Origin of the sequence: Ureibacillus galli (assembly GCF_014836845.1) — a bacterium.
Lineage (GTDB): Bacteria > Bacillota > Bacilli > Bacillales_A > Planococcaceae > Ureibacillus > Ureibacillus galli.
On record NZ_JACSQA010000019.1, the window covers coordinates 35117 to 61076 of the forward strand.

Consider the following 25960-nt stretch of genomic DNA (forward strand, 5'->3'; position numbering starts at 1 on the left):
CATCGTTATTTTACGAAACGAAGAAATCGTTTTTTCCCAATTTGTAATACTTCCCCATTCATTAATACTCGATCTAATTCATCTTCACTCATTTTTTCTTTATTCAATTGAACACCGTTTTGTTTCATTAGCCGCAAAAATTCACTTTTACTTTTCACAAAACCTTTTTCAATTAATTGAGGAATGATATCTTTAACGGTTTCTGCACCTATTTCGATTAGTAGTTCTGGGATATTTTCAGGTATTTCTTTTTTGCTAAAAGCTGCTTCAAAATAGGCTATTGCTCTTTTCGTCTCTTCTTCACCCCAATACAAGCTCGTAATAATTTTTGCTAATTTTAGTTTTACATCCTTTGGATTAGCACCCTTTTCTAGTAGGAGCTTTATTTTTTCAATTTCATCTGGATGTTCGTCTGTCGCTAATTCAAAGTATTTTATAATCAATTGATCAGGGACCTCCATTACCTTTTTAAACATTACTTCAGCCGGTTCACTGACACCAATGTAATTCCCCAGACTTTTACTCATCTTTTCTACTCCGTCTAGCCCTTCAAGGAGTGGCATAAAAAGGGCGACTTGCTTTTCGAGTCCCCAATGTTTTTGAAGGGTGCGACCCATTAAAACGTTAAAGGTTTGATCGGTACCTCCTAATTCAATATCCGCTTGAATTTCAACGGAATCATACGCTTGCATTAAAGGGTAAAAAAATTCGTGAATGCCAATTGGCACTTGATTGTTATAACGTTTTTGAAAATCATCCCGTTCTAAAATTCTCGCAACCGAAGTTGTTGCTGCTAATTGAAGAACTTCTTCAAAGGTTAACTTTGAAAGCCATCCACTATTAAAACGGACCGTTGTTTTGTTTGAATCTAGCACTTTAAAGATTTGCTCACAGTATGTTTGGGCATTAATTTGAACCTGCTCATCACTTAGAGCTACGCGTCCTTTTGCTTTGCCTGTCGGATCACCAATTCGACCTGTAAAATCACCAATAATAATGACCACTTGGTGTCCTAAATCTTGCATTTGTTTTATTTTTCTTAAGACAACGGCATGGCCTAAATGAATATCCGGTGCAGAAGGATCCAGTCCTAATTTAATCGTAAGCGGAGTCTTCGTTTGATAGGACTTTTCTAGTTTTCCTAATAACTCCTCTTTATTGACTACTTCATGAACACCTTTCATAATGATCTTCATTTGTTCTTCAGGTTTTACTAACATACGAACATCTCCTTGGAATATTATTTCTAATATTGCAAGTTCTATAAGAAACAAAGGATAAAAAAAACGCCCTTTTGGATTAACCAAAAGGACGATTCATCTCGTGTTACCACCTTTAATTCATAAGCAACTCACATTGCTTATCTTCATAAGTACAGTCTTTTGACGATACTTTCGCACATGATGACGGGTGCTAAGCCGGCGTAGCCTACTAAGAAAATCCTATTCGGTACACAGCTCCAAGATGTATTCACAATCGTTCAACATGCCCCTCTCATCAACCGGTCGCTTTCTGTCTGTTTACATGATTGCTACTAATTCTTTTCATAGCCTTTGTTCTTATACTCCGAAATGTTGAAAACAAATCTTCGTTATGCATATATTAATTGTTCTTTATTTTATCCATTCATTTCAATTTGTCAACATGAAAAATTTTATCTTTTTTAATGACACTAATTAATCATTTTTATCATATTAATACCAGCGATTTCAAAACCGAGTTCTTCATATAGTTTCCTCGCTCCTGTATTACTACCGAAAACGTGTAATTTAAAGTAAGTAATGCCCTGCTGAAGTATCCATTCCTCCATAGTTGTCATTACCTTTGTGCCAAAGCCCATTCCTCTAAATTGTTCAAAAAGATAAATTTCATAAAGGAAGGCACTTTTCTTTTCCTTCTCCACCTTTATCCAAACATATCCAATCGTCTGATCATCGTTCACAATATGGAATAAATAATGATCAGGAGTTTCTATTCCTTTAGAAAGTAAATTATGTAGTAATCTATGTGCTTTGGAAATTGGTTGTTCATTTACTTCCTCATGCACATTTTGTGATAATACTTCCGCATATCTAACCACTTTATTTTCGAAGTATTGTGTAAATTCTTCCTTTGACATTGGCTTTAATAGTATCTCCATTGAACTCTCCCTTTTTGCGATGAACTCTTTGCAATCATTACCCTTACTTATTAATTTACGAAAGTGAATGGAATTCGTTGCATATCTGTTTATTAGTAATAATTTTTGATTTCCTTTTTATATGTACTACTTAAATAGTCATTTAATATTGGTAAATCAGGAGGACTAATTTTTGGGGGAAGCTCATGATACTTAAAAAAACTTTAATTCCCGAACTTCACTTACTTCTCTCGTTAATACACCATCATAATCAATACATATATAGGCTGCTACGACATTATAGACTTCGTCACCGTGAGGATATTTATAGTAAAAATCATCTCCAGAGTATACATTGAATAACTTTAATTGATTTGCAATTAGTCCCGTTTCCTCAAATAACTCCCTTTTTGCCACTTATTCTAACGTTTCACCGATTTCCAATGAACCTCCTGCTAATCCCCAACAGTGATTGTCATTGCGAAGTTGCAATAATATCTCTACTTTTTCATTCACTACAATGACACAAGCCCCGACCATTATAATGGGACGACTTCCTACTAGTTTTCTTAAATCTGTTATGTAGCCCATATGTACCTCCAATTATCGTAAATGATTGTTAAGGTAATATTTCTCAACTGACTTACTTGGGATATATTGATAACTTTAGTTTACCACAATCCTTATTTGTAAATAAAAGGCATAAAGTATGGATGTAACTTTGTACAAGGATAATAATTTTTTTCTTTATCATGCCAAAATCTACTAAGTTATATTACGAAAGTAAAATGAGGTTGGAGCGGTATAAACTGGCTCTTTTCTCTTAAAGTGGCTATCACTCCTATATTATCAATTAATAATATTGCAATATAAATGCCATAGACGTAAACGAATTAACACCTCCCTGTGCTTTTTGTCAGAAAAATCTATGTTAGGATTATTAAAAATTAGCAACAAGAATATGGAGGATACATCAATGCTTAAAAAAATGATGTCAATTGTACCTGTTGCAGCACTTTCCTTAACTGTAGGTGCTACTGCACAGGCTGCAACGATTACAGTGCAAAAGGGAGATACCCTTTGGGATTTAGCCCAAGAAAACAATACTACAGTAGAAACGATTCAATCAGTAAATCATCTTACTACCGACCTTATTTATCCTGGAGACTTCCTAACGATTCCAAGACAAAATGAATATGGTGTTAAATCTGGTGATACATTATGGGACATTGCTCGGAATCATGGGGTAACGGTTTCTCAAATTAAAGATTGGAATCAATTACATAGTGATCTTATTCATCCCGGAGATATCCTAACAATCGCCCAAGAATACTTCGTTAAAAACGGTGACACATTATGGGAGATTGCACAAAATTATGGGGTAACCGTTTCTCAAATTAAAGAATGGAACGAATTACATACGGATATGATTCACCCTGGTTTAAATCTAGTTATCTTTAAAGGTGGAGAAAGTCATCATTCATCTGCACAAGTACAACAGGAAAGTGCAGTGGAGAAACAATCTCCAGTACCAGCTGCAGAAGTAACAATAGAAAAGACTCCTGAGGCAACAACTCCTTCAACGAAGGAAGAAGTAACAACAAGTGGAGAATCTCCTGCAGAAAATACAGCGAAAGAATCGACTCCTGTAACTAAAGAGGAAGCTCCTGTCGAAAGCACAACGGAGGAATCGGCTCCTGTAACTAAAGAGGAAGCCCCTGTTGAAAGCACAACGGAAGAATCGGCTCCTGTATCTAAAGAGGAAACTCCAGTCGAAAGCACAACGGAAGAATCGACTCCTGTAGCTAAAGAGGAAACTCCAGTCGAAAGTACAACGGAGGAAACAGCACCTGTAACGAAGGAGGAAACTCCAACAAAGAGCTCAACTGAAGAAGCTCAAAAAGAATTTATAATGGAAGCAACTGCTTATACAGCAACATGCGAAGGATGTTCAGGCATTACTTCTACAGGAATTAACCTGATAGAAAACCCTGATGCTAAAGTGATCTCAGTTGACCCAACTGTTATTCCCCTTGGAACGAAAGTTTATGTAGAAGGATATGGGGAAGCAATCGCTGGAGATACAGGCGGTGGCATTAAAGGTAATCGAATTGATATCTTTATTCCTGATAAACAAGATGCAATCGACTATGGGGTACAAACTGTAAAAGTAAAAATTTTAGACTAGTATTTACAGACTATAATAAGATTTTCAAAGCAAAAAGGAAAAGTTTCGATTCCTTTTTGCTTTATTTTGTATATGAAACAATACGTAGAAGCTTCCCACTTTTTATCCAAAGTAAATTTTGAACACAATATAACGATTACTTTGTTTTCGTTAAGTGGTAGCTCTCATTTATCATTTTATAAACTTCTTCATCTGGTATGGTACCATCAAGAATAATAGAGTTCCAATGGTCTTTATTGAGATGAAATGCTGGAACTACTGACTTATAAACTTGTCTCCATAATTCTAACATCCCATGTTCGCACTTTACATTTATCCAAATATGTTCCTCTTTCTCAAAAATCCATGCAAACACTTTTTTATTTTTTTTATGACGCATTAATGTCCAATTTTTATCACGAAACGGATAATCTTCATATGTATTGCCTAACTTTAAGCAATAATCTATCACATCTTTTCTAGTTTTCATGGTTACCTCCCCTGCGATTTTTTTATAAAATATGTTAATCGTTTTCATAATAAAAGGCTATTAATCCTTTGATTAAAGCCCTTCTTTTCGATTTATATGAGTTAGTATAATTAAAAAATATTTCTACGGCTTTATGTCTTCTACTGACTTCAATTCCATTTCTATATTCATCTTTTCTTTTCGTTTCAAATATTCTTCTTTTGATAACGGGTCATAGTTTACTTCGGATATAGTTGGCTCAATAACAAATTGCCCATCATCACGATAATTTATTGAATATGTACTAGGATTCGTTCTTCCAAATTCTAAATTTGAGTTGATAGGAATTTCATAATCTGTCGCTCCATTACATCCACTTAATAGAACTACTAGCAATATCATAATCATCTTAGTTAATTTCATAACGTTCAATTCCTTTACTTCCTATTTTCTCGTCTCTTTTTCATAAAGCTTCATATCATCACCACTTACTCCGTACACTACCCCACTATTTCTCCATCCATATTGCTCGTAGTAATTTTCTAAATCTGTTGATAAATAAAGTTTCTGATATCCCTTTTGTGCAGCTTGTTCCAAACTATGTTGAAGTAATGTAGAGCCTATTTTTCTACCCCTATATTCTTCTTTCACGTAAAGGCAAGCGAGCCATGGGCATAAGTCCTGACGACTATTTAAATCATTTCTTAATAATGCATAAGTTCCAATTATATCGCCATTTTCGATGGCTACATAAAACCTGGGAATATCGGAACAAGTCGTACAAGAATGAATCATCGCGTCTTCGTAAAATTTGAAGTTGTGATTGTTTCCCCATTGTTTCCAAAATACATGAACTGCCTTTTCAAAAAGCTCATTTCTATCCTTCAGTTCTATAATTTCCATATAACCTCTACTCCCTATATTTTACATTTTATAACAAAGTTTGTTTCCATGTTGAAACTTTTTCATCCGAAACCCTTTCGAATTCCTTTTTTACTAAGTTCAACAAAAATAGCCCCAATCCTTCTCGTTTTATTTCCTTTTGGCTACCTTAATAGTTTCAAATTCCAACTTTAAACAATAAATCCTTCTTTTAAGTACTACTTGATGATAGAATTGTTGGGCAGCGTTATACTTTTAGCTTGAATTATTTTAATAGATTTTACATAATTTAAGGGATTTTTCACATAATCAAATAAATAAGAGAAGATTAGGATGAGTCGTATGTGGAGTATTTTCAAAAAGGATATTAAAAGCATTGTTACTAACTGGGTAGCAGCGATACTTATCGGAGGTTTAATGCTTTTACCTTCTTTATATGCCTGGTTTAATATTAAAGCATCTTGGGATCCTTATAGTCAAACGGATCAGTTACCGGTAGCAGTAGTAAACGAAGATACAGGAGCTACGGTTCGTGATATAGAGTTGAACATTGGGGATGAAGTTGTCAAAGAACTAAAAGACAATAAAGATATGGATTGGCATTTTGTTAACCGGAAAGAAGCGATGGATAAAGTCGAGTATGGGGATTATTTTGCTGTTATCATCATTCCCGAAAACTTCTCTAAAAAGCTAGGTACCGTTATTGAAGACCGCCCTGAAAAGGCGAAGGTCGAGTATTATGTTAATGAAAAAATTAACGCGATAGCACCTAAAATTACCGCATCTGGTGCTGGCGGGATCGTTGATAAGATTACAAGTAACTTTATTTCAACCGTAAACGGTACGATATTTGAAAAGTTTAATGAATTAGGACTAGAGATTGAAAAAGATCTACCCGACATTAAAAAATTTGAAGAGTATGTTTTCCAAATGGAAGAAAAATTACCTGAAATCCATACTTTATTAACGGATTCCTTAGCAGATGCAGAAAATGCAAAAGGAATGATTGATAAGGCGCAAGCGCTCGTTCCTGATGCAAAACGAGTAACAGGTGAAGGATTACAAACAATAGATGAAACAACAGCGTTTTTAAATAAAGCTGAGAATCGACTAAATGAGATTGCACCTGAAGTTCAGAAAAATTTAGAGCAAGTACAACGTATGGCGACGGAAGTAAACGATTTTATTAGTACCGTGCAATCTTCCGATATTAACTTGAACCAAGGGAAAGAAATTAGTGATCAAATTAATGGGCAAATAACGAGTTCCATTGAGAATATAGAAGCAATCGAGGGTGCCCTAAACCAACTTCAAGAGCAAAATAATAATGAAGATGGTTCTAATACAAATCAAGAACAAATTAATCAGGCACTAGAACAATTAGCCTTGTTGAAAAGTGAACTACAGAAAATACAAGAAAGTGGACAAAGGATTACGACATTTCTTTCAGATAAACAGCAAGAATTGGATGATTTAATCGGACAAATTCAAACGATGGCCGCCACAACGGCAAATGAAATTGATGCCTTTGTAAAACTATATAATGAAGAAATCGAGCCAACAGTCAAACAAGAAGTAGCCAATGCGAAGAAAACATTAAATGATGCTAGAGGAATCTTAAGTGAAATCCAAAAGACGATTCCAGAAGTAGAAAAAATTCTTGCGAACACAGAGGGTAACTTAGGTGAAGGCGAGGAAACACTTAAAAAGATTTTAGGCGAATACCCTTATGTGAACGATAAAATAAACCAATTAGCTGATCGAATTCGAGAAATTCAAGGTGAAACAGATATCAATGAAATCATTGAGTTACTGCAAAATGATCCAGAAGCTGAAAAGGGATTCTTTGAAGAACCTGTTCTACTTAACAAAAACAGCTTATTCCCAATTCCAAACTACGGTACAGGGATGACGCCTTTTTATACTGTACTTGCTATATGGGTAGGTGCTCTGTTATTAATTTCCCTGTTAGCTACAGGTGTCCATAACTCGATTGATTACACTGAAAAACAAATTTACTTCGGTAAACTTTTCACCTTTATGAGCATTGGCTTTGTTCAAGCTTTAATCGTGACATCCGGAGATATGTTTATTTTAGGTGTGGATATTGCTGAACCTGCATGGTTTATCTTATTTGGTCTGATCATCAGTTTAGTATTTATATCCATTGTTTATACATTGGTTTCAGTGTTTGGGGATGTCGGAAAGGCATTGGCCATTGTCTTTCTCGTATTACAAATTGCTGGTTCTGGGGGAACGTACCCAGTCGCATTACTCCCTGAATTCTTCCAAACGATTCACCCGTTCTTACCATTCTCTTATGCGGTTGATCTAATGAGAGAAGCTGTAGGCGGTATTGTTTGGGAAAGAGTATATCATGACCTAATGTTTTTAATTTTATTCGGTATTATTGCATTGTTAATTGGAACTTTCCTTAAAGCTCCATTAAGTAAGAAAACAAATGCTTTAATGAAAAAATCAAAAGAGTCTGGATTATTCCATTAATTTCTTATATATCTTTTAAAAAGTGTCCATCTAATGGACACTTTTTTGTATTGAAAAAAGTCCCCATCCTACTGGATTCCAAAGCATCTAAATTAACCTATAAATTCCTTTAGCACTTGATTAAACTTTACCCGCTCTTCCCAGAACGGACCATGACCACTAAAATGAAACGGAACCAAATGGGAATTTCTTATTTTTCCATTGAGTTCTAAAGCTTGTGCATAAGGAATCACTTTATCATGAACACCGTGTACGATTAAAGTTGGAGCAAGTATTTGGGGCAAATCTTCATAAAGTTTACTATCCCTTAATGTCATAATGATAGCAGCCGTGGACCACCCTGCTGCTTGTAATCCTAAATGGAAAAACCAATCAGAAAAAGGCTTTGTTATATATTGAAAGAAAAAAGTTTCACTCACATTCCGAATCATCTTAGGACGGTCGTTTAGAGCTTCTTCCAATAATTGATGGGCTGTTTCTGGAGTAAAACCGACTGGAGCTGCTGCGTCTACAAGAACTAGTTTCGATACACCGAACCCTTTATATCTCGACATGTAGCGAATGGCAATCGCTCCTCCTGTCGAGTGGCCAACAAGGGTAAAATGATTTAATTGAAGTTTTTCCACTATCGCATAAATATCATCTGCCAATCGATTATAATGGTAGCCTTCCATTGGTTTATCAGATTTTCCAAATCCTCTCCAGTCAATCCCAATACACCGGTAACCCATTGCAGGAAGAACATCCAACTGATATTCAAACTGATCATGGCTTAACGGCCAGCCGTGTAAAAAAACAATTGTCTTACTGCCCTTCGGATTTAAATCTTCCACATATAAATTCACGCCTGGTTCAACACAAACGTAGTACCCCATACCGTTCCTCCTCATTAATAAAAACACATTATCCTAAAATATTCACTCTAGCCCATATAGGTGAATACCTCTGAATTGGCCATTCATGGTTTGAAATTACCCACGGATTAACAATTCCTTTTGTTAAGAAACCGTATTTTTTAAGTAAAACCATGTTTTCTCCCTCTTTAACGATGCACCCTTGCACTTGTTTTGCTTCCTTTCCTATCATTTTGTTCACTCATAGAGTAAGCTACTTTACCATAAAATCTAGTAACTATTATTTTTCCAATCGTTTTTTCGAAAGATGTTTGGATGATGCAATTTCCCTCGTTTAAGGAGGCAATATCATAATGAATGAAGCCCAAACAAGTCGCATTCGTTTATTGGATATCTTTAGAGGAATCGCGATATTGGGAACGTTAGGCGTTAATATTTGGATTTTTGCTCATTTAGGGGATATAAACTATATTTTCACCTTCCAAAATAATGAATGGTGGAATTCCTTTGATACATTTTTACGCACATTCTCCTTAGCATTGTTTAACGGGAAGTTTCTTGGACTATTAGCGATACTATTTGGAGTTGGATTACAGTTAAAATATAATCAATCTCTGCGTAAAGGTAGTGCGTGGCCGGGAGTTTATTTATGGATTTGTTTCATTTTATTGTTTGAAGGATTTTTGAATTTTACCTTCGTTATGGAATATGACATTTTAATGAGTTATGCTTTGACAGCTATTATCGTCGCTTTCATCGTAAAATTAGGGGATAAAGCTATTAAATGGGCAACAATTAGTTTTGGCAGTTTAAATTTCCTTCTCTATTTAACTGTCACTATACTCATTTTCACGCTGAATCGTCAGGGTGGGGATGTTTCATTAGATTTAAATGTAACCCAACTATATCAACATGGTAGTTGGTGGGAACAGGTTACTTATCGGTTATCGAATTTTTGGGCGTTACGAATTGAAATGGTGTTAAGCTTTTGCTCTAATATTTTCCTCTTTTTAATTGGGGTATTGTTAATGCGTAAAGGTGCCTTTTCCCCAAGTGAAGAAGGGAAAAAAATTCGAAAAACCATGCTTAAATACGGATTATTGATTGGGATTCCATTAAATTTTTTAATTTTTATACCAGGTGGAGTTTTCGACCTTATCATTCGTTATGTATTTTCTCCGATACTTTCCATTGGATATATTGGATTGTTCGCTTGGCTTGTAGAAAAGAGAGCAGATTTCCGGTTATGGAAATGGATCGAGAATACAGGGAAAGTATCCCTTAGCTGTTATTTGTTCCAAAATATATTATGTACAGCCCTTTTCTATGGTTGGGGAGCTAACTTAGGGGGAAAAATGAATTCTTTGGGGATTCTTATCACTTTACTAATAATTAGCATCATTCAAGTCATTCTTGCGTCTCTTTGGCTGCGTTATGCAAAGCTCGGTCCGATGGAAACTGCACGAAAAGCAGTTTTAAGGTTAATTACACATAAGCGATAATTCCTTTTAGAAGATGAAAAAGGAAAAACCAAACTTCTCCATTGAGAAGTTTGGTTTTATTAGTGCTATCTCATATACATTTATTTAGAAGAAGATGAACAGTAATGTCCCCACGATGAAACAATAATATGAAAAGTAAACTAATTTCCCATTTTTCATAATCCCCATAAACCATCTCATCGCAAAATAGGTCATTAATACGGTTGCAATAAACGCTGATAAATATGGAATTGCTAAGTCTGATTTATTCGGTTCATTTAAAAAGTCTGAAAAACCTAGAATAACCCCACCAAGGCTTACGGGGATATATAACATAAAGGCAAAGCGAAGAGCAGTATCTTGTTTCATTCCAACTGCCATTGCTGAAATAATCGTTGCACCTGAACGGCTAATTCCTGGGGTTAATGCGACAGCTTGACCTAAGCCAACAATGAATGCATCCTTTGTAGATATATCTCGCTCGCCTTTTGTTCCCTTTACATTCCGAATGAACCATAACGCAATTCCTGTTACGAAAAGCATAGCTGCAATCGTTGTCATACTAACATTTTCTGCAATATAGTCATTCAATAGTATCCCGAGAACCCCTGCTGGAATCGTACCGATGACGATAAAACAAACAAAACGAAAATCACTTTTATAGCGATGACTTTTCGTTTTCAAATAATGGATTGAATTGCTAATCAGTCTAACAATATCTTGCCTGTAAATATATAAGATCGCTAAGAGTGATGCCGTGTTTGTAAGAATCGCAAAAGTAAATCCTTGTTCACCAAGACCTAAAATTTCACTAGCAATCATCACATGTCCGCTCGATGATACAGGAATAGGTTCTGTAAAACCTTGTACTAATCCAATAATGATCATCTTAATGGTATAGATTATTTCTGATTCGCCCATGTTATCCCCCTTTTTATAACTAATCTATTTTTATAGAAACGAAATAGCATGGGAATTGTTTCCTATTTATAATAATATCCTCTTAAATGACCATCATTGACTTATTTCAACCAAAAAAGCTTCATCCCTATTGGAACAAAGCTCTTAGTTATATGTATTTCATACTTTTACGAATTCTTCTAGTCCCATCACTTTTTTTAGGTAATTTGTTAACTGCTCTTCCGCATAGAAAAATCCGAATAGCCGTTTACCCTTTTGAATTTCCTTCATAACTTCGGATAATTTTCGTACTGCTTCCTGTTGATTCCCTTTTAATATTGCAAGAATTGCTTCACTTCGTTTAAAACTAATAGGTTCCATCGGGTTCATAAATTGATGGAACTGCATTATCCTTTCTTCATTATCATTCTTCTGAACAATAAAATCAATTTGTTGAATGTGTTGAATAAAGTACAACGCGAATTTATTTTCCTTTGTGACAGGTATTTGCTTAAAAGGTTCGATTAGTTCGGAAGCTTTCTCATAGCCCTCTTTTAGTATAGTATAATAAAAAAGAATGTACGCAACTGTTGCATTGTCGACTGTTGGTGGTAATGTTTTAGCCTGTTCAATTAACTCTTCTGACCATTCCATTGGATGTTTTGGTGAATTCATTTCTTTGAGTAATAGAAGGGAAACTAAAAATTGTTCTGTTTCTTTTCCCCCTCTTGATAATTCCATTAATACACGACCGTCTGACTTTAACGCACCTTTATAAGGCAAAATCGTAGCAATAAAAATAATCAAATTTAAAATGGAAAAGTATATAATGAATTGAATATCAAATATCTTCCCTACAATAAAACTGGCGATTGCAGTTACGATGGAAAAGAGTGGGCCTCCTGCAACGAATCGTTTATGTTGTTTAGCGATAGAAGTTAAATCGCTTGATAATGGCGTACAACTTGCTACGCCACCGAATAAAAACCAACTATCATTCCATTTCATATGTATACGCTCTGTATTTTCAATAGTTATTGGACCAACCGTTAAATAATTAAATCGGTAACCAGCCCCTACTCCAAGTAACACATGGCCCAATTCATGGATAAATAAAGTAAAGAATAATAGAACTAAATTGATACCGATTAAATTGGCCATATCAGCGAGATTCGTAAAGTTAAACAACCCAATTATAATCGCTGCAATTAGTGTAACCCCTATAGGCTTTGTTATAAAACCCATCCACTCTCCCCTCTCATTTTATGAATATAATATTCATACGTATAAAACGAATGAATGTTTCAAGAATAGGAAAATGCTAAGTTAGTTCATAAAAAAAGTATTAATACTCCAAATAGTGAAAGAAAAAAATATAATATACTAAAAATATTGCTATGTAATCCAATCAATCTCCGCAATATAAATAGTATTCGTATTTCGAAAAGTCCATTTTATGGTTGATAAACTGTTGAAAAAAATCTTTATTGTCATGTTTAATCGTAAAGGAGCCAATCACCGGATGTTCTTCTGATAGATGGAGAGCTTTTTGAAGTTCAGATAATGGCACATTTTGCAATCTTTCTTCCCCTACAATCACTTCTTCATTTTTAGCTGCCCATTCCACATACCGAATAACCTTTTCTTCAACAAGATAATATGGAGATGGGTACTCTTCTACAAAAAGTTTATTGTTCTGAGCAAATTTGATTGCATTGTTACATGGTTGGTTCGAACCAATATACATATAATAATCCCAACCGAAATGCACAAAAAATTGCCCCATTGAAACGAAGTGACAATGAATATAATCCCGTAACACCATTTTGCAAACGGTAGGTATATCTTTTTCATGTATAACGGCATCCTCAACAATCGGTAAATAAAATGCTTCTTCATAAAGAAGAGAAGATTTATCAGAAAGAAATTCATGATGTATTTGTAACTGAATTATCCTTAAAGATGTTAATTGACTTTCTTTTAAAAATTCCATTACAGCATGAACATAAGCCTTTTCTACTTCCAGATATTCATTTAGAGTTAATTCCTTTCCGTTAAATGTTTGGCCTATATCTGAAGAGCTTATCCACTCATCTTTCATATAAACTCCATCCTGATCTCTAAACGCAGGGTTATATTTTGTAATACGCCATTGGTATTTCATATTCACTTTTAGACCTCCCTTCTTTATAGCGATTCCTAATTCCTTTCTAGTTACTCCTTCGTTTATTAATTCAACAAAAAAGAGCATTAATCCTTTAGGATCAATGCATCGATTACCAATCGGGTCCGTCATTACGATCAGCTACTTTAAGACTGAACGAATCCGCATCAAAGTTATTTTTTTCGATTAACTCATAAAAAATAGATTTAATGGTTTCTTGATCCGATTCGGTTACTTCCTTATTGGAAACAATATATTTTACTTGAATATCTTCGCTTGAAAATACCGCGAGCATCGTGCTAAATTCATACCCTTTTTCTACTAACCGATTACTTACTTGTTCTAACAAACCATCTTCTTCTTGAAGTAAACTTTGAATCTCTTCTGCTTCCTTTTGTTTTTTGTCGTTTTCAGCTAGTAATTTAGGGCTTGTCTCAGAAACTTCCGACGTTTCTCCTTTTGACAAAGAGTTATTCGTAAAGAGAAAGGTAATAAAGGATAACAAAACAAAGGTTCCAAGGAAAACGATTTTCCCCTTTTTCATCACCACACACTCCTTTTACTCAAGTATATGACGATAAAAAAGGGTTAAACACTATTTTCTTAAATAGTAGATTAGGAAAAGAGTTATCTATTCTTTTCAAAATAGGTTAAGGATAATTGTTCATTTACTATTACTTCTTGTACAATTTCAAAACCATTCTTTTTATAAAAGCGAATGGCAGGTGTATTTTTAGATCCTGTTGCGACTTTCATCGTTTTTTCTTTTAGATGGCTTTCTAAATAATGTAAAAGGGTTTGGGCAATTCCCTTTCGGAAATGGTTAGGATGAACGATTAACCGATGAATATCCACTTCCCCCTCCTCAACCTTTAAGGAGATAGCGCCACAAAGTTCCTCATTTAAATAATAACCATAGAAAGTTTCCCCACACTGTTGTAACGTTTCCACCGTATCTTTTAACGGCGGAATGTCGTCATAACCGATTATGTCAGCCTCAACTTGATACGATGGTAATTGAATGTTTAAAACGTCTTCTGCTATGTTTCTTATCGTAATATCGATTTTTTTAATCAAGGATATCCCTCATTCTCGTTTTCTTTACTTAAAATTGCGTAAGTTATTAATTTCAACACGAAAAGATTTTATCCTTCATATTCTTTCTCTTTTACACCAATTGAGGGTGGGATGAATTATCTGTTATAATTTTCTTGTAAAGTTATATAAAATCTGATATTCGCCGGGATGAGTGATAGTGAAATGAGTAATCAAAATACACCTGATTCTAATTTTAAAAAACTAGATGAGTCTGAGCTAGCGTTAGCGGTTCGATCCTTTTTATCTACTTTAGATGTAAATGGAGAAACACGTTTACCACAACGAGCATATTTAGCTATTCGACACGCAATCCGCCACCTACAATTGCTACCTGGACAAACGGTGTTAGAGAGGGAAATGGCCGAATTCCTCGACATGAGCAGGACACCTGTACGTGAATCGCTCGTTCGTTTAGAAACGGAAGGATGGGTACGCCTCATACCACGCCGGGGATTTATTGTTGCCCCCCTTGTTGCAGATGAGCTTCAACAAATCTATGAAGTAGTAGAAGCATTAGATGGTGTAGCTGGTAGACTTGCCACAGGTCGTGCTAGCCAAGAAGAAATAACTCAACTTGAACATCTAATCGTGGAACAAGAAAAGGCACTAGAACTTAATGATCTATTTACCTGGACCGAACTGGATGATCAGTTTCACAATTACATTGTGGATTTATCTCAAAATTCACGTCTTCGATCGATTGTTGATAGCCAGTCTGATCAATTATATCGAGCAAGATTATATACAATTAAATTTCGACCAAAACCTGAACACTCAGTAACGGAACATAAAGCTATTTTAGCTGCTATGCGAGCAGGAGATTCTGAAGCAGTAAGAACATTGTTACAGTCCCATCGCTATAGAGCACGCAACGAAATTTTAGAGACCCTTCAGTCGATGCCTCTCCCTCCATTTACAGATTAAACTAAATTATAAAGGCTGTGAGATTTCATAGAAATATCCACAGCCTTTTTTGTAACGATACTTATTATCACATTGAGCAATACCCGTTATTATCTCCAGCGATCCTTGTTGATGACTCTATCTAATACTAAAATTACTTAATAAACCGTACTTGCTCACTAATAAGCTTATATTGTTCTTCTTTCTTTTTATTAAACTCAACTTTATTTTCCTCGAAAATGTTATTACCTTCTGCATCAATAGAAACAATTAGCGGACCAAATTCTTTTACTTCACATACCCAAAGAGATTCTGGCATTCCAAGATCTTTCCAATGCACTTCTTTAATTTCTTCAACTTTCGTTGCCGCATAAACTGCATTCCCCGCTGGAAATACAAGGTGTAAAGCTTTATGCTTTTTGCAACCTTCTTCCGTATTTTTCCCCATTCCGCCTTTTCCAACAACAAGCTTCACACCTGTTTCCTCGATAAATTCTTTTTCGAATTTTTCCATTCTCATACTTGTTGTAGGACCAATGGAAACAATCTCGTATTTTTCATTACCAAGGTCTCTAACAATTGGTCCAGCGTGGAAAATTGCTTTTCCTTTTAGATCAACGGGTAATGGAATTTTTTCTTCTATTAGTCTTCTATGTGCAACATCCCTACAAGTAACTAATGTTCCGGTTAGGTAAATAATATCGCCAATTTTGATATCTTTAAGATCTTCATCTTTAATGGGTGTTGTCAACACTTTCTTACTCATAATGTTACCCCCTTGTGTGTACTAATTTCATAATTCAAATTACTATCAAAGGTAATTTTCCCCCTTCTATGGGACCAGCAACCTGTATTTACTGCGACTCCTATTGTAGAAGGATGTCTAGCTGTATTAACAACATTTACTCCCATAACAGACTTAGATCCTTTTAAACCTTGAGGACCTAATCCAATCGCATTGATTCCATCTTCTAATAGCTTTTCCATCTTTGCAGCATTTTCATTTTCATTTACACTTCCAACAGGTCTCATAAGAGCTAGCTTTGAGTTTAAAGCAGCAGTTTCAACTGAAGTTCCAACTCCAACACCTACAAGTAGAGGAGGACACGCATTTAATCCATAACTTGTCATACGGTCTAAAACGAATTTAACAACGCCCTCATATCCCTCGCCCGGCATTAAAACCGTTGCGACTCCAGGAAGCGTACATCCCCCACCTGCCATATAAGTATAAATCTCTACTTTATCACTATCTTCTTCTATTTCCCAAAAGATACTAGGAGTACCATTTCCAATATTTTTTCCTGTGTTATATTCATCAAATGTCTCTACAGAATTGTGACGTAAGGGAGTCTCTTTAGTAGATTTAAAGGTACTCTCTCTTAAAATGTTATCTAATTGCCCTATTAATGGGAAGTGCTGTCCACATTTCACAAAGAATTGGAGAACTCCCGTATCTTGGCAAGACGGTCTCTTTAACTCAGATGCTAGTTTTTGATTTTCGAACATTGTTTTATAGATAATTTTTGCAAGGCGGTTATCTTCTTCTTCACTTAGCTCCTTTAATTTATTCTCCACATCGTCAGGAAGCTTGTAACTAACAATCGAAATAAATTTTGACATCAACTCAATCATTCTTTCTTTTTGTTGTGTCTTATCCTGAATAACATTCATAGTATCTCTCCTTTTTTTCTTTAATTTTTTGTAACAATAAAATACGTTTGTAAAACCAAATACTTGGACTTTGAAAGAAATCGTTTTCAAAAGGTTCTGAACAACCTTCTTTTCGATTTCCTCCAATTAGGAAGATTGTTAAAATCCAGTTGTAAATAGATCTCCCTAATGCAATTTCTTATGACTAATTATTAAATAACGTATACATTAAAGTCAATAGGCTTAAGTTATTTTATTAATACATTTCTATACCAATATAAGCGATATCGCTCTTGAGTGTTGATTTTAGTGGTATTTCTTATAAAGAAAACCACTTGAATTATAAATATCCTCTCCGAAATAATGGAATATTCTAAACATTTTATTGACATTAATGTATTCATTAAAATACAATTTAATCATCGGTACCCTACTGATTTCTTATTTACATTAATTTGAGTATAAAGGAGTGATATTATTGAATGCGCTTTCAAATCGTAAGTAGGAAATGCAAACGTTAAAAAGAATCATATTTGAGTAACGCTAACACCTTAGCAATAGGTAATTGAATAATTGTACGGTAAAAACATTTTTGTATGCGTTTCCATTATAGTTTTCATTATCACTCTAGAAAACAATAGATTAGAAGTCTTTTATAAATGAAATTATTAAAAGCCAATTTTTTCGTGCACACAAGCAAATGAATAATAAAATTTATAAATTCAATTTTTATCTACAGGATGAATAAAGTCGGATAAATTATTTCATATTTTTGGGAGGTGTTTGTATGTTAACATTTTTAGCATTATCCATGATTATTGTATTCATAGTCCTATTATCAAAAAATAAATTATCTGTTTTTTCGGCGTTAACAATTGTTCCCTTCGTATTCGGAGCTATCGCAGTTTTTGTAACAGGGGCATCCTTTGTAGATCTCTTCGAATGGATTAAAGGGGGAATTTTGTTTAGTGTAGACGAAGAAACTGGAAAGGTTTCTATGGGCGTTATTTCGCCTGCCATCGTCATCCTATTTGCAGTGTTATATTTCGGAATAATGCTTAACGTCGGATTGTTTGATCCTTTGTGCGAATTTTTTATTAAAAGAGCAAAAGGAGATCCATTGAAAGTTACAATGGCAACCGTCTTAACTGCCACTGTAGTTACTTTAAACGGTGATACGACTACAACGATTATTATTTGTGTTGCAGCTTTCCTTCATCTATACAAGCAAATGAAAATTAAGCTTATTTATTTAGCTGTTATTATCGTAACTCCTATCGGAATTTTTAATCAGTTACCATGGGGAGGACCAACAATCGCCGCAGCAACAGCGATGAATGTAAGCATTAGCGAATTGTTTGCGGATTTATTACCAGGGATGCTAGTTGCTGAAGTATTTGCAATTTGTATGGCTTATTTTATCGGGTTGAAAGAACGAAAACGTTTAAATTTTGATCCTAAAACCGCTAAAGATATTTCTCCTGAGCAAATGGAAACTATGTTAAATGCTATTCGCCTTAAAGATCCTGAATTAAAAAGACCAAAACTATTTGTTTTTAATTTAATATTAACACTTGCCATTTTAGTGATGCTTGTTATGGATATTGCCCATGGTGGTGTTCTATTCGGTATTGGGGCTGCAGTCGCTTTAACGGTAAACTATAAATCTGCCAATCTTATTAATGAAAGACTTGATGATTTAGCTGCAGATGCTTTAGCACCCGCTTTAGCAACTTTAGCTGCCGGAGTTTTTTCTGGCATTTTAACTGGTAGTGGTATGTCAACAGCTTTAGCAACTTCTATTACAGCTATCATTCCCGAATCATTAGGGGCAAATATGGCACCAATTTACGCTTTAATTGCAGCACCGGCTATTACCTTTCTACCTCAAGACGCTTTTTATTTTGGAATTGCTGGGGTTATGGCAGATGTAATGGGGCAATACGGAATATCTGCTAGTGAAGCAGCAGTCGCTTCTATGGTAGGTCAAGCATTTCGTTTAATTTCTCCTGTTATTCCAGCACTGTATATGTTAGTAGATTCTACAGAGACAAACTTCGTAGATTTCCAATTGAAGTATGTTATTTATGCTTGGCCGATTATCCTTATATATCTAACTGTTTATACAATAACCGGAGCATTACCAATTTAGAAGTGAAATACTTAAATCCCACTTTCCCCTTTACACCTTGCCAATTGTCGGCAAGGTTTTTCATATTTTATTTTTTGAACTAAAATAAAAAAAGCATTAATCATTCTAGATCAATGCTCCAATAAACAAGCGTTTCCTATTTAAACATAGATCGGCAAATAGACTTCTACTTCTTCTCCACCATTGGTTGTTGGATGATAGGTTTCAATAATATCAGATGTTAAATCTCTTTGATATCCATGTTCATTTGCCCATTCCAGCAAATGTTGATGAAGGATATCAAGCTTTTGGATATCTCCCCTTGTCGATACATAGTCTTGTTCTCTTTCAATATATTCCATTCCAATAGGAACTTCTTTTACCGATTCATTCACGAGTAGCCCTACAAAATAATGCCCTTCCAAATGGTCAGCATCTCTTTTTGGTTCAAATATGCCTATCTCGATATTGGAAGTATTCTGTATTTCCTTTTTTCGAGTTAATAATTGCTGAGCAAGTTTTGGAACTTCTTTTCCATAATCATCGAAAAAGCCGAATCCCTTCAAACCTACAGCTCTAAAAATCTTCCTTTCCTTATAACAGCCCACTCAAATCCCTCCTAGAAGTACTTTTTATACTAATTCTCTCTCACTGATCTAATCCCTTAATTTCCACCTACTAATTCACCCTTCAATGTTTTCCCACGATATGTTGAAGGCGGCTTTCCAAAGTAACGCAAGACCAACTATAGCAATCACCAAATACAAATAAATTCCGAAATGAATTAAAGTGCTAATATAATGCAGCCCTGCAAATACCGCCACAATGACCATCAATCCTAGCAAAATAGCTGTTTTATTGTTTTGATTATAGTAATCAAATGACTCTGAAAATGGGATTGTTTTCGGTAACATCATAAAACAAAGTACAGCGTAAATACACGCATTGATAAAGACTACGAGAAGATCAGGTAAAATTCTTACGCCAAATATCCAAATGAAAAGAACACTTAAAAATAAGTAAACAGGTAAATATAATTTAAAAAGAAATGCCTTTATGACAGCGCTAAACATCGGCTTTAATTGTTGAATAGGGGCTGCTTTATAAATCCATGCCCCTTTATATTTTCCCGAGAACTTCAACAGTACGATAATTGTTGGGATAATAATTAAACTAAAATAAATGGAAAAATAAGAATTACCCTTTGATAACTGCTCAAAATCGTTATTTATCCCATTTATAAAGAAAAGAAATGGAATGACAATAGAAAATCCTAAGGACGGGTAAACTTTCAATTTAAAATCCCGCTCATTTTTCATCATTAAACTGGCAAATCGGAAAAAGCTTCTTTCCTCTTTAGTTGGGCATAAGACTTTAAGGATGAACCGATTAATCATACTTTGTTTTCTTTCCTTCGCTTTCCCATGGTAAGTAAGCTTTTGAAGATTTTGTTCAAAAGTAGGATTTAATTTTATATAAACCCAGATCGAAATAAGTGGTATCAGCACACTTAAAACCGTAAGTAATATGAATAGCGGTTGAATGTTACCATTCATCACTAATTCTGTATTTGCCCCGTACCACATTGGAAAGATAAATAGTTGCCACCATTTTGCTTGAAAAGTAATAGTAAAGTTGAACAAATCGAAGGAGCGAATTAGTAATTGATAGCCAACCATAATACCAAGGGACAGTCCAATTTGAACATAGTTAATAATATCCTTTAATTTTTCACCATCAAAAAATTGTAATATAAACATATAAATAAATGCGGTCAATATAACAATCAACAAGTCAATGAATATGATATTGACGAATGAAAGGATAAAAAATAAAAAACCGTGACGAATGAATCCTACTATTAAAGGAATTCCTGCAAGCGCTATTGTTAAAAAAGATAAGTAAATGAAAACATGCACCATTTTCGCAGTACTGATTGTCCTTCGATCTACTGGCTTCGGGTACAAAATGTTACGATCACGGATATCTAGTAATACGGAAGAAAAATCAGAGATTAATGATGTCATAATAAATATCGTAAATATCCCATAAAAGATACTCATTTGAAAAAGATAATGATTGCCCAAAAGGATAAATGGAATTAAAAATAAGCCAAAAAATACGTAAATCCATAACGATTTAATATATTGGTTGGTCGTTTCCTTTACTTGTTTCCCCGAATTTTGAGAGAAAATCGTCGGTACACGTCTACCGTCCATTGTTAATTTGACTTGTAAAATTCTTCTCATCACTTTGTAATCAACACCAAGATTACTAAAAACCTTTTCAAAACGATCCAATATTTTCAGTGTACGATAGTCCTGCATTTTCACATCTCCCCTACTACCGAAACGAATCTTGTCCCAAGTTCTTTATGCTCATTAAATCCTGTTAGTTCGTTGAAAATTTGTTCAAGGGAGCCTTCTGTATTTTGTTCCTTTAATTCGTCAAACGTACCGTCTGCTACTACTTTGCCGTCCATCAGGAGAATGATCCGACTACTGATTTTTTCAACCACATCCATAATGTGGGAAGAATAAAAAATTGTCTTTCCCTGTGCAGCTAGTTGGGTCATAATCTCTTTAAAAATCATTACACTATTTGCATCCAAGCCGTTAATCGGTTCATCAAAAAATATTAGTTCAGGATTATGTAATAAGCTGGAAATGATTAAAAGTTTTTGGCGCATTCCTTTTGAATAAGATGCGATACGAGAATGGTAAACTTCGCCAATACCAAATAACTCCATTAAACTTTTTGCTTTATAGTCGGCCAAATCAAAATCAAGACCATACATTTCGCCTATAAAAGTTAAATATTCATGTCCTGTTAAATTGTCATATACTTCCGCGATTTCGGGTACATATCCAATTTTCCTTTTATATGTTATATCCCCGTTCGAAATATCATGGCCGAAGATTTTCACTTCACCTCTATAGTCACTTTCGATACCAAGCATAATTTTAATTGTCGTACTTTTCCCAGCTCCATTTGCACCAATATAACCGATAATTTCTCCTCTTTTTACTTCAAGAGAAACTCCTTTTAAAACTTCTTTACGCCCATAACTTTTTTGTAAGTCATGAATCGATAAAATAATTTCTTCCATTATTTCACCTATTTCCTAATTATTTCCTATTCTATAGTGTATCATTTTTACCAAACATTGATTGAAAATAAGGAAAAAATTAATATTTGAGCCCTTACATCTCAAAGAACTTATGTCTCTCCACTTTACAAACTCTAAGTGAAAAATTTTTGTACCATTCTGCTTTTCCTCTGTCCTGTGCTACTTGATGGGCTGCATGTTCTTTCCAATTTTTGATGGACTCTAAAGATTCCCAATAGGAAACCGTAATTCCTAACTCTTCATCCCGCGCACTCTCAATACCTAAAAATCCTTGTTGTTTTGCAGCTAACTCCACCATCTTGTCAGCCATCTTTCCATAACCTCTGTCACCATCTGTTCGCTGCGAGGCAAAAATTACTGCATAATACGGTGGCTCGGGTGTTTTGGCAATTCCACTCATTTTTTTCTCCCCCTAATGATTCACTTCTAAGTCCTATACTTTATGTAATACACTTACATCTATATAACTTTCTACAAAAAAGGCATTAACCCCTTTGGATTAACGCCCTATTTCCTTTAATTTACTCGATCAATTAATTCTTCTATCGTAATACCACTTACGAGTTCGTATTCATAGCCGTTAACATTGATCATGCCATCTTTATCTATTAAAATATGAATAGATTTCATCGGATTTTCTTCACTCTTAAAGTTCACGCCATAAGTTTGACTAGTCAGATCCAATTCTTTAAAAACCGTTCGCTTCACTTCCCACTCACTGAAAGCACTTTGGATTTCTTGAAACAGTTCATCCCCTTCATTGGTAATGACTTCGCTCACCGTAGACGTATCACTCTCTCCCCAAATGACAATGCTATCTACCATTTCCACAAACTCATCTGGGTTTGAAATAAATGTATCAACGAAATTTTTTGTTCGATATTCTGAAAAACCTAAGACTAAAAGGACGCATAAACTAACGCCTACTAGTGTTAATATTACCTTTTTCATTCCCACTCCCCCTTTAGTAGAAATCGGAAATCGATTTATAATTTATATACGGATGAATACACATAATGTTTCAAATTATCTATCAATTTTAAAACATAAAAAATCCCTACTTTATTGAAAAAGTAGAGATTCTTCTGTTAATACAAAACAATGATACTTAACGCATATAAACACTATCACACGTTCCAGCTGCTGGTTCATAATAGCAATGATTTTTGAATTGGCCAGCAAAAGGTTGATCGTACCATGTTGGAGGACATGGAGCATATGGATTAAAATACCAAAGGGCGTACTTCCCAGGATGATCTCGCCAATAATCCAAAACCTGTCTTGCTAATCTTTGTTCATTTGGCCTTGCTCTTTCATAAAACAAATTCCCTTTCTGAACCGCTTCGAATGAATAGTTTCCTCCTTGTACATGGAAAATAACATCTTCAATGGATCTTAAATCACGAAAGTCTAAGCAATTCGCAACAAGACGATTCACAATAACATTTCCAACATACAACATTCCTTGGTTTCCTTCACCCTCGGCTTCTGCCCTCATCATCCTTGCGACTAAATCGACATCCGCATCTCGATACTTTACTCTTGGCATTTTTTCACCCCAAATATATGGTATGAAGAAAATTGTCCAATCATGTCATAATTTACAAAGTTATCAAGTCTTTTCTGCCCATAAAGGAGAATCATCCTTTAGCAACTCAAATTCTAAAGTTTTTTAATGACGATTCGAGAAGGATAAATAATTGAGGAGTAGAATTATACTTTTATGAATGAAAGGAGTGTAATTTAATGAATAGTATTTTTGAACGCATACATATGGAAGAAATATTAGAACGAATCGAAAAGTTAAGTGTAAATGCTCAACCGAAATGGGGGAACATGAATGTAGCCCAAATGCTCGCCCATTGCTCTTTATTTCAAGATATCCCAATGGGTGATTCCTTTCCCCCAAGAGGCTGGTTAGGAATTTTTGTTGGAAAATTTGCTAGACCCGTCTTTTATAACGACAAACCATTGGCAAGGAATATGTCTACTATCCCAACTATTTTAATAACGGATAAAAAAGATTTTGAATTGGAAAAAGAAAACTTAAAACAAAAAATTATGTCATTCCAACAGGCAGGTCCTGAAAATTGTTCTAGTCATCCCCACCCTTTTTTCGGAAAACTTACTCCTGAACAGTGGGGCAAAGGAACTTACAAGCACCTTGACCATCATTTAAAACAGTTTGGCGTTTAGTTGAACTGATTGCTAGACTTATTCTTCATTTCTTTCTGATTTGAAGTGATGATATACTTCACCAATTAAACCTTCCAATTGATGAACGCCTAAATCGGTGTTCGTCATAATCACTAACCCAGAGCCTAGGTAAGGATACGCGACCATCATACATTGAAAGCCTACTCCCCAACCGAAGGAGGATATCTCCAATTCTTTATTTGATCCTTCCAAAAACACACCTAAACCAGTCCACGCTATTCCCCTTTGGGGATTAATCATTTCTTTAGCAATACTTGAAGAAATACCAATTGCACTTTCCCCCTTTAAAGCATTCATTAGTTCAACGATTAATTTCGCTAAATCTAATGAGGTTGTCCATAAACCAGAGGCTGCTGGATAAGGATAGATTGGATATTTACCTTCCACCACTTCTCCGTTCTTATGGCCACATGAACAATTTCCTTTGTCGGTATGAAGGGATGTAGAGAAAGTACTATTTTCCATGTTTAATGGCTTCCATATGAACTCTTCCATTACTTGTTGAAATGATTTTCCCGTTACATCTTCGATTAATTGTTGGATGACACAATAACCTGCATCTGAATAGTGGAAACCACTCTCTGGTTCATACGTCACTTTAATTGGTTTTGGACAATAAGGGGTTTTGCCTTCTAATAGTTCAACCATTGAAGGGATTTTGACACTCGGTTTCAGCTCAGTAAAACTATTTTCGGGGTCTGTTATTCCAGATTGATGGCTTAGTAAGTTTCGCAAGGTCACCTTTTTAACCTTTGTAAATTCATTCGTAGGCACTTTCCACGATACAAGTTTTTCGTTCACATCCTCATCTAAATGAAAAACGCCTTCCTCCGTTAACTTCAACACTAACATGGCAGTTAAAAATTTACTGATTGAACAAGCACTAAAAATAGAGTCACTTTTTACGTTATCATTGGTTCCTGCTTCTAGCAAACCGAAGTTTTCCACGGTACGAATTTGACCATTATAAATTAAAGCATAACTAATACCCGATACATGATAATGTTCCATCCGTTCTTTCACGTTTAGTTGCATTATCCAATCCCCCTTTGCAATTTAACATCATTTTACCACAAATAGGAACATACGTTCTATATAATTAGAGAAAAATTATATTCTTTTTCAAATCACCGACCGATTAATTAACACTGTGTCAAGTCCTTTTTCTTCCATTGATAACTTTTTAAAGAAAGCGCATTCAATTCATCATTTAAAAAAATATCAGATTGAAGGTTTGACTCTCCCCTTAAGGGAGAGATTAAAATAACATTTTGTAGTGTAAAATCA

At 34.8% G+C, this 25960-nt stretch carries 27 protein-coding genes, 1 pseudogene and 1 other annotated feature; of the genes and pseudogenes, 6 read left to right on the forward strand and 22 right to left on the reverse strand.

Going from position 1 to position 25960, the window contains the following annotated elements; genetic code table 11:
• Nucleotides 1–5: 5 nt before the first annotated feature.
• From tyrS to H9636_RS12495, 3 genes and pseudogenes are all read right to left on the reverse strand, one after another.
• Nucleotides 6–1220: a tyrosine--tRNA ligase gene (gene tyrS, locus H9636_RS12485; protein ID WP_191707896.1), complete on the reverse strand. Its 1215-nt coding sequence runs from the start codon at nucleotides 1218–1220 to the stop codon at nucleotides 6–8.
• Between the two features lie 84 nt (nucleotides 1221–1304).
• Nucleotides 1305–1557, reverse strand: a binding site (T-box leader).
• A gap of 115 nt (nucleotides 1558–1672) precedes the next feature.
• On the reverse strand, nucleotides 1673–2140 hold the full coding sequence (locus tag H9636_RS12490) for a GNAT family N-acetyltransferase (protein WP_191707897.1): 468 nt from the start codon (nucleotides 2138–2140) through the stop codon (nucleotides 1673–1675).
• A 92-nt stretch (nucleotides 2141–2232) separates the two neighbouring features.
• A pseudogene (locus H9636_RS12495) lies at nucleotides 2233–2710 on the reverse strand (NUDIX hydrolase).
• A 385-nt stretch (nucleotides 2711–3095) separates the two neighbouring features.
• Here H9636_RS12495 and H9636_RS12500 point away from each other — a divergent pair.
• Nucleotides 3096–4307, forward strand: a complete 1212-nt coding sequence (locus H9636_RS12500; protein ID WP_225230206.1) for a LysM peptidoglycan-binding and 3D domain-containing protein — start codon at nucleotides 3096–3098, stop codon at nucleotides 4305–4307.
• Between the two features lie 136 nt (nucleotides 4308–4443).
• On the opposite strand, the gene H9636_RS12505 is transcribed toward H9636_RS12500, so the two are convergent.
• The 3 genes from H9636_RS12505 to H9636_RS12515 form a co-directional block, all read right to left on the reverse strand.
• On the reverse strand, nucleotides 4444–4776 hold the full coding sequence (locus tag H9636_RS12505; protein ID WP_191707898.1) for an MmcQ/YjbR family DNA-binding protein: 333 nt from the start codon (nucleotides 4774–4776) through the stop codon (nucleotides 4444–4446).
• A gap of 123 nt (nucleotides 4777–4899) precedes the next feature.
• Complete coding sequence (locus H9636_RS12510) at nucleotides 4900–5178, reverse strand: hypothetical protein (protein WP_225230207.1); 279 nt, start codon at nucleotides 5176–5178, stop codon at nucleotides 4900–4902.
• Between the two features lie 21 nt (nucleotides 5179–5199).
• Nucleotides 5200–5658 (reverse strand): GNAT family N-acetyltransferase, encoded by a 459-nt coding sequence (locus H9636_RS12515; protein ID WP_191707900.1) that lies wholly within the window; start codon nucleotides 5656–5658, stop codon nucleotides 5200–5202.
• A gap of 312 nt (nucleotides 5659–5970) precedes the next feature.
• Between H9636_RS12515 and H9636_RS12520 the strand changes: the two genes are divergently transcribed.
• Nucleotides 5971–8142: a YhgE/Pip family protein gene (locus H9636_RS12520; RefSeq protein WP_404817749.1), complete on the forward strand. Its 2172-nt coding sequence runs from the start codon at nucleotides 5971–5973 to the stop codon at nucleotides 8140–8142.
• Between the two features lie 92 nt (nucleotides 8143–8234).
• Here H9636_RS12520 and H9636_RS12525 read toward each other — a convergent pair whose 3' ends face one another.
• Together H9636_RS12525 and H9636_RS19270 are read right to left on the reverse strand one after the other, a co-directional pair.
• Nucleotides 8235–9017, reverse strand: a complete 783-nt coding sequence (locus H9636_RS12525) for an alpha/beta fold hydrolase (protein ID WP_191707901.1) — start codon at nucleotides 9015–9017, stop codon at nucleotides 8235–8237.
• A gap of 28 nt (nucleotides 9018–9045) precedes the next feature.
• Entirely contained in the window at nucleotides 9046–9171 is a 126-nt protein-coding gene (locus H9636_RS19270; RefSeq protein ID WP_263604247.1) for a hypothetical protein, read from the reverse strand.
• Between the two features lie 178 nt (nucleotides 9172–9349).
• Between H9636_RS19270 and H9636_RS12535 the strand changes: the two genes are divergently transcribed.
• Nucleotides 9350–10498 (forward strand): DUF418 domain-containing protein, encoded by a 1149-nt coding sequence (locus tag H9636_RS12535; RefSeq protein WP_191707903.1) that lies wholly within the window; start codon nucleotides 9350–9352, stop codon nucleotides 10496–10498.
• Nucleotides 10499–10582: 84 nt separating this feature from the next.
• Here the strand turns inward: H9636_RS12535 and H9636_RS12540 are convergent, their stop codons facing one another.
• The 5 genes from H9636_RS12540 to H9636_RS12560 form a co-directional block, all read right to left on the reverse strand.
• Complete coding sequence (locus H9636_RS12540) at nucleotides 10583–11398, reverse strand: undecaprenyl-diphosphate phosphatase (RefSeq protein WP_191707904.1); 816 nt, start codon at nucleotides 11396–11398, stop codon at nucleotides 10583–10585.
• A gap of 159 nt (nucleotides 11399–11557) precedes the next feature.
• Nucleotides 11558–12622 (reverse strand): site-2 protease family protein, encoded by a 1065-nt coding sequence (locus H9636_RS12545; protein ID WP_191707905.1) that lies wholly within the window; start codon nucleotides 12620–12622, stop codon nucleotides 11558–11560.
• A gap of 163 nt (nucleotides 12623–12785) precedes the next feature.
• A complete protein-coding gene (locus H9636_RS12550) occupies nucleotides 12786–13541 on the reverse strand; it encodes a DUF7683 domain-containing protein (RefSeq protein ID WP_451923566.1) in 756 nt (251 codons plus the stop codon).
• 112 nt (nucleotides 13542–13653) lie between these two features.
• Nucleotides 13654–14085, reverse strand: a complete 432-nt coding sequence (locus H9636_RS12555; protein WP_191707907.1) for a hypothetical protein — start codon at nucleotides 14083–14085, stop codon at nucleotides 13654–13656.
• 83 nt (nucleotides 14086–14168) lie between these two features.
• Nucleotides 14169–14618: a GNAT family N-acetyltransferase gene (locus tag H9636_RS12560; RefSeq protein ID WP_191707908.1), complete on the reverse strand. Its 450-nt coding sequence runs from the start codon at nucleotides 14616–14618 to the stop codon at nucleotides 14169–14171.
• 183 nt (nucleotides 14619–14801) lie between these two features.
• Between H9636_RS12560 and H9636_RS12565 the strand changes: the two genes are divergently transcribed.
• Complete coding sequence (locus H9636_RS12565) at nucleotides 14802–15563, forward strand: GntR family transcriptional regulator (protein ID WP_191707909.1); 762 nt, start codon at nucleotides 14802–14804, stop codon at nucleotides 15561–15563.
• 133 nt (nucleotides 15564–15696) lie between these two features.
• Here the strand turns inward: H9636_RS12565 and ttdB are convergent, their stop codons facing one another.
• Both ttdB and ttdA read right to left on the reverse strand, forming a co-directional pair.
• The gene (ttdB, locus tag H9636_RS12570) at nucleotides 15697–16308 is read right to left on the reverse strand and encodes a L(+)-tartrate dehydratase subunit beta (RefSeq protein WP_191707910.1); all 612 of its coding nucleotides are present in this window, start codon (nucleotides 16306–16308) and stop codon (nucleotides 15697–15699) included.
• Nucleotides 16305–17216, reverse strand: coding sequence for a L(+)-tartrate dehydratase subunit alpha (ttdA, locus tag H9636_RS12575; RefSeq protein ID WP_191707911.1), 912 nt, complete (start codon nucleotides 17214–17216; stop codon nucleotides 16305–16307). The genes ttdB and ttdA overlap by 4 nt, the downstream gene beginning before the upstream one ends.
• A gap of 766 nt (nucleotides 17217–17982) precedes the next feature.
• Here ttdA and H9636_RS12580 point away from each other — a divergent pair.
• Nucleotides 17983–19347, forward strand: coding sequence for a citrate:proton symporter (locus H9636_RS12580; protein ID WP_191707912.1), 1365 nt, complete (start codon nucleotides 17983–17985; stop codon nucleotides 19345–19347).
• A 140-nt stretch (nucleotides 19348–19487) separates the two neighbouring features.
• Here H9636_RS12580 and H9636_RS12585 read toward each other — a convergent pair whose 3' ends face one another.
• The 6 genes from H9636_RS12585 to H9636_RS12610 all read right to left on the reverse strand — a co-directional run bounded on the left by H9636_RS12585 (nucleotide 19488) and on the right by H9636_RS12610 (nucleotide 24005).
• Nucleotides 19488–19934 (reverse strand): GyrI-like domain-containing protein, encoded by a 447-nt coding sequence (locus H9636_RS12585; protein ID WP_191707913.1) that lies wholly within the window; start codon nucleotides 19932–19934, stop codon nucleotides 19488–19490.
• 75 nt (nucleotides 19935–20009) lie between these two features.
• Nucleotides 20010–21653, reverse strand: a complete 1644-nt coding sequence (locus H9636_RS12590; protein WP_191707914.1) for a hypothetical protein — start codon at nucleotides 21651–21653, stop codon at nucleotides 20010–20012.
• 2 nt (nucleotides 21654–21655) lie between these two features.
• Nucleotides 21656–22435: an ABC transporter ATP-binding protein gene (locus tag H9636_RS12595; protein ID WP_191707915.1), complete on the reverse strand. Its 780-nt coding sequence runs from the start codon at nucleotides 22433–22435 to the stop codon at nucleotides 21656–21658.
• Nucleotides 22436–22529: 94 nt separating this feature from the next.
• Nucleotides 22530–22856, reverse strand: a complete 327-nt coding sequence (locus H9636_RS12600) for an antibiotic biosynthesis monooxygenase family protein (RefSeq protein ID WP_191707916.1) — start codon at nucleotides 22854–22856, stop codon at nucleotides 22530–22532.
• Nucleotides 22857–22972: 116 nt separating this feature from the next.
• Entirely contained in the window at nucleotides 22973–23407 is a 435-nt protein-coding gene (locus H9636_RS12605; RefSeq protein ID WP_191707917.1) for a hypothetical protein, read from the reverse strand.
• A 157-nt stretch (nucleotides 23408–23564) separates the two neighbouring features.
• Nucleotides 23565–24005: a cell wall hydrolase gene (locus H9636_RS12610; protein WP_191707918.1), complete on the reverse strand. Its 441-nt coding sequence runs from the start codon at nucleotides 24003–24005 to the stop codon at nucleotides 23565–23567.
• A gap of 197 nt (nucleotides 24006–24202) precedes the next feature.
• On the opposite strand from H9636_RS12610, the gene H9636_RS12615 reads away from it, so the two are divergent.
• Nucleotides 24203–24652, forward strand: coding sequence for a DUF1569 domain-containing protein (locus H9636_RS12615; protein WP_191707919.1), 450 nt, complete (start codon nucleotides 24203–24205; stop codon nucleotides 24650–24652).
• A gap of 18 nt (nucleotides 24653–24670) precedes the next feature.
• On the opposite strand, the gene H9636_RS12620 is transcribed toward H9636_RS12615, so the two are convergent.
• Nucleotides 24671–25708, reverse strand: coding sequence for a serine hydrolase domain-containing protein (locus tag H9636_RS12620; RefSeq protein WP_191707920.1), 1038 nt, complete (start codon nucleotides 25706–25708; stop codon nucleotides 24671–24673).
• Nucleotides 25709–25960 lie beyond the last annotated feature (252 nt).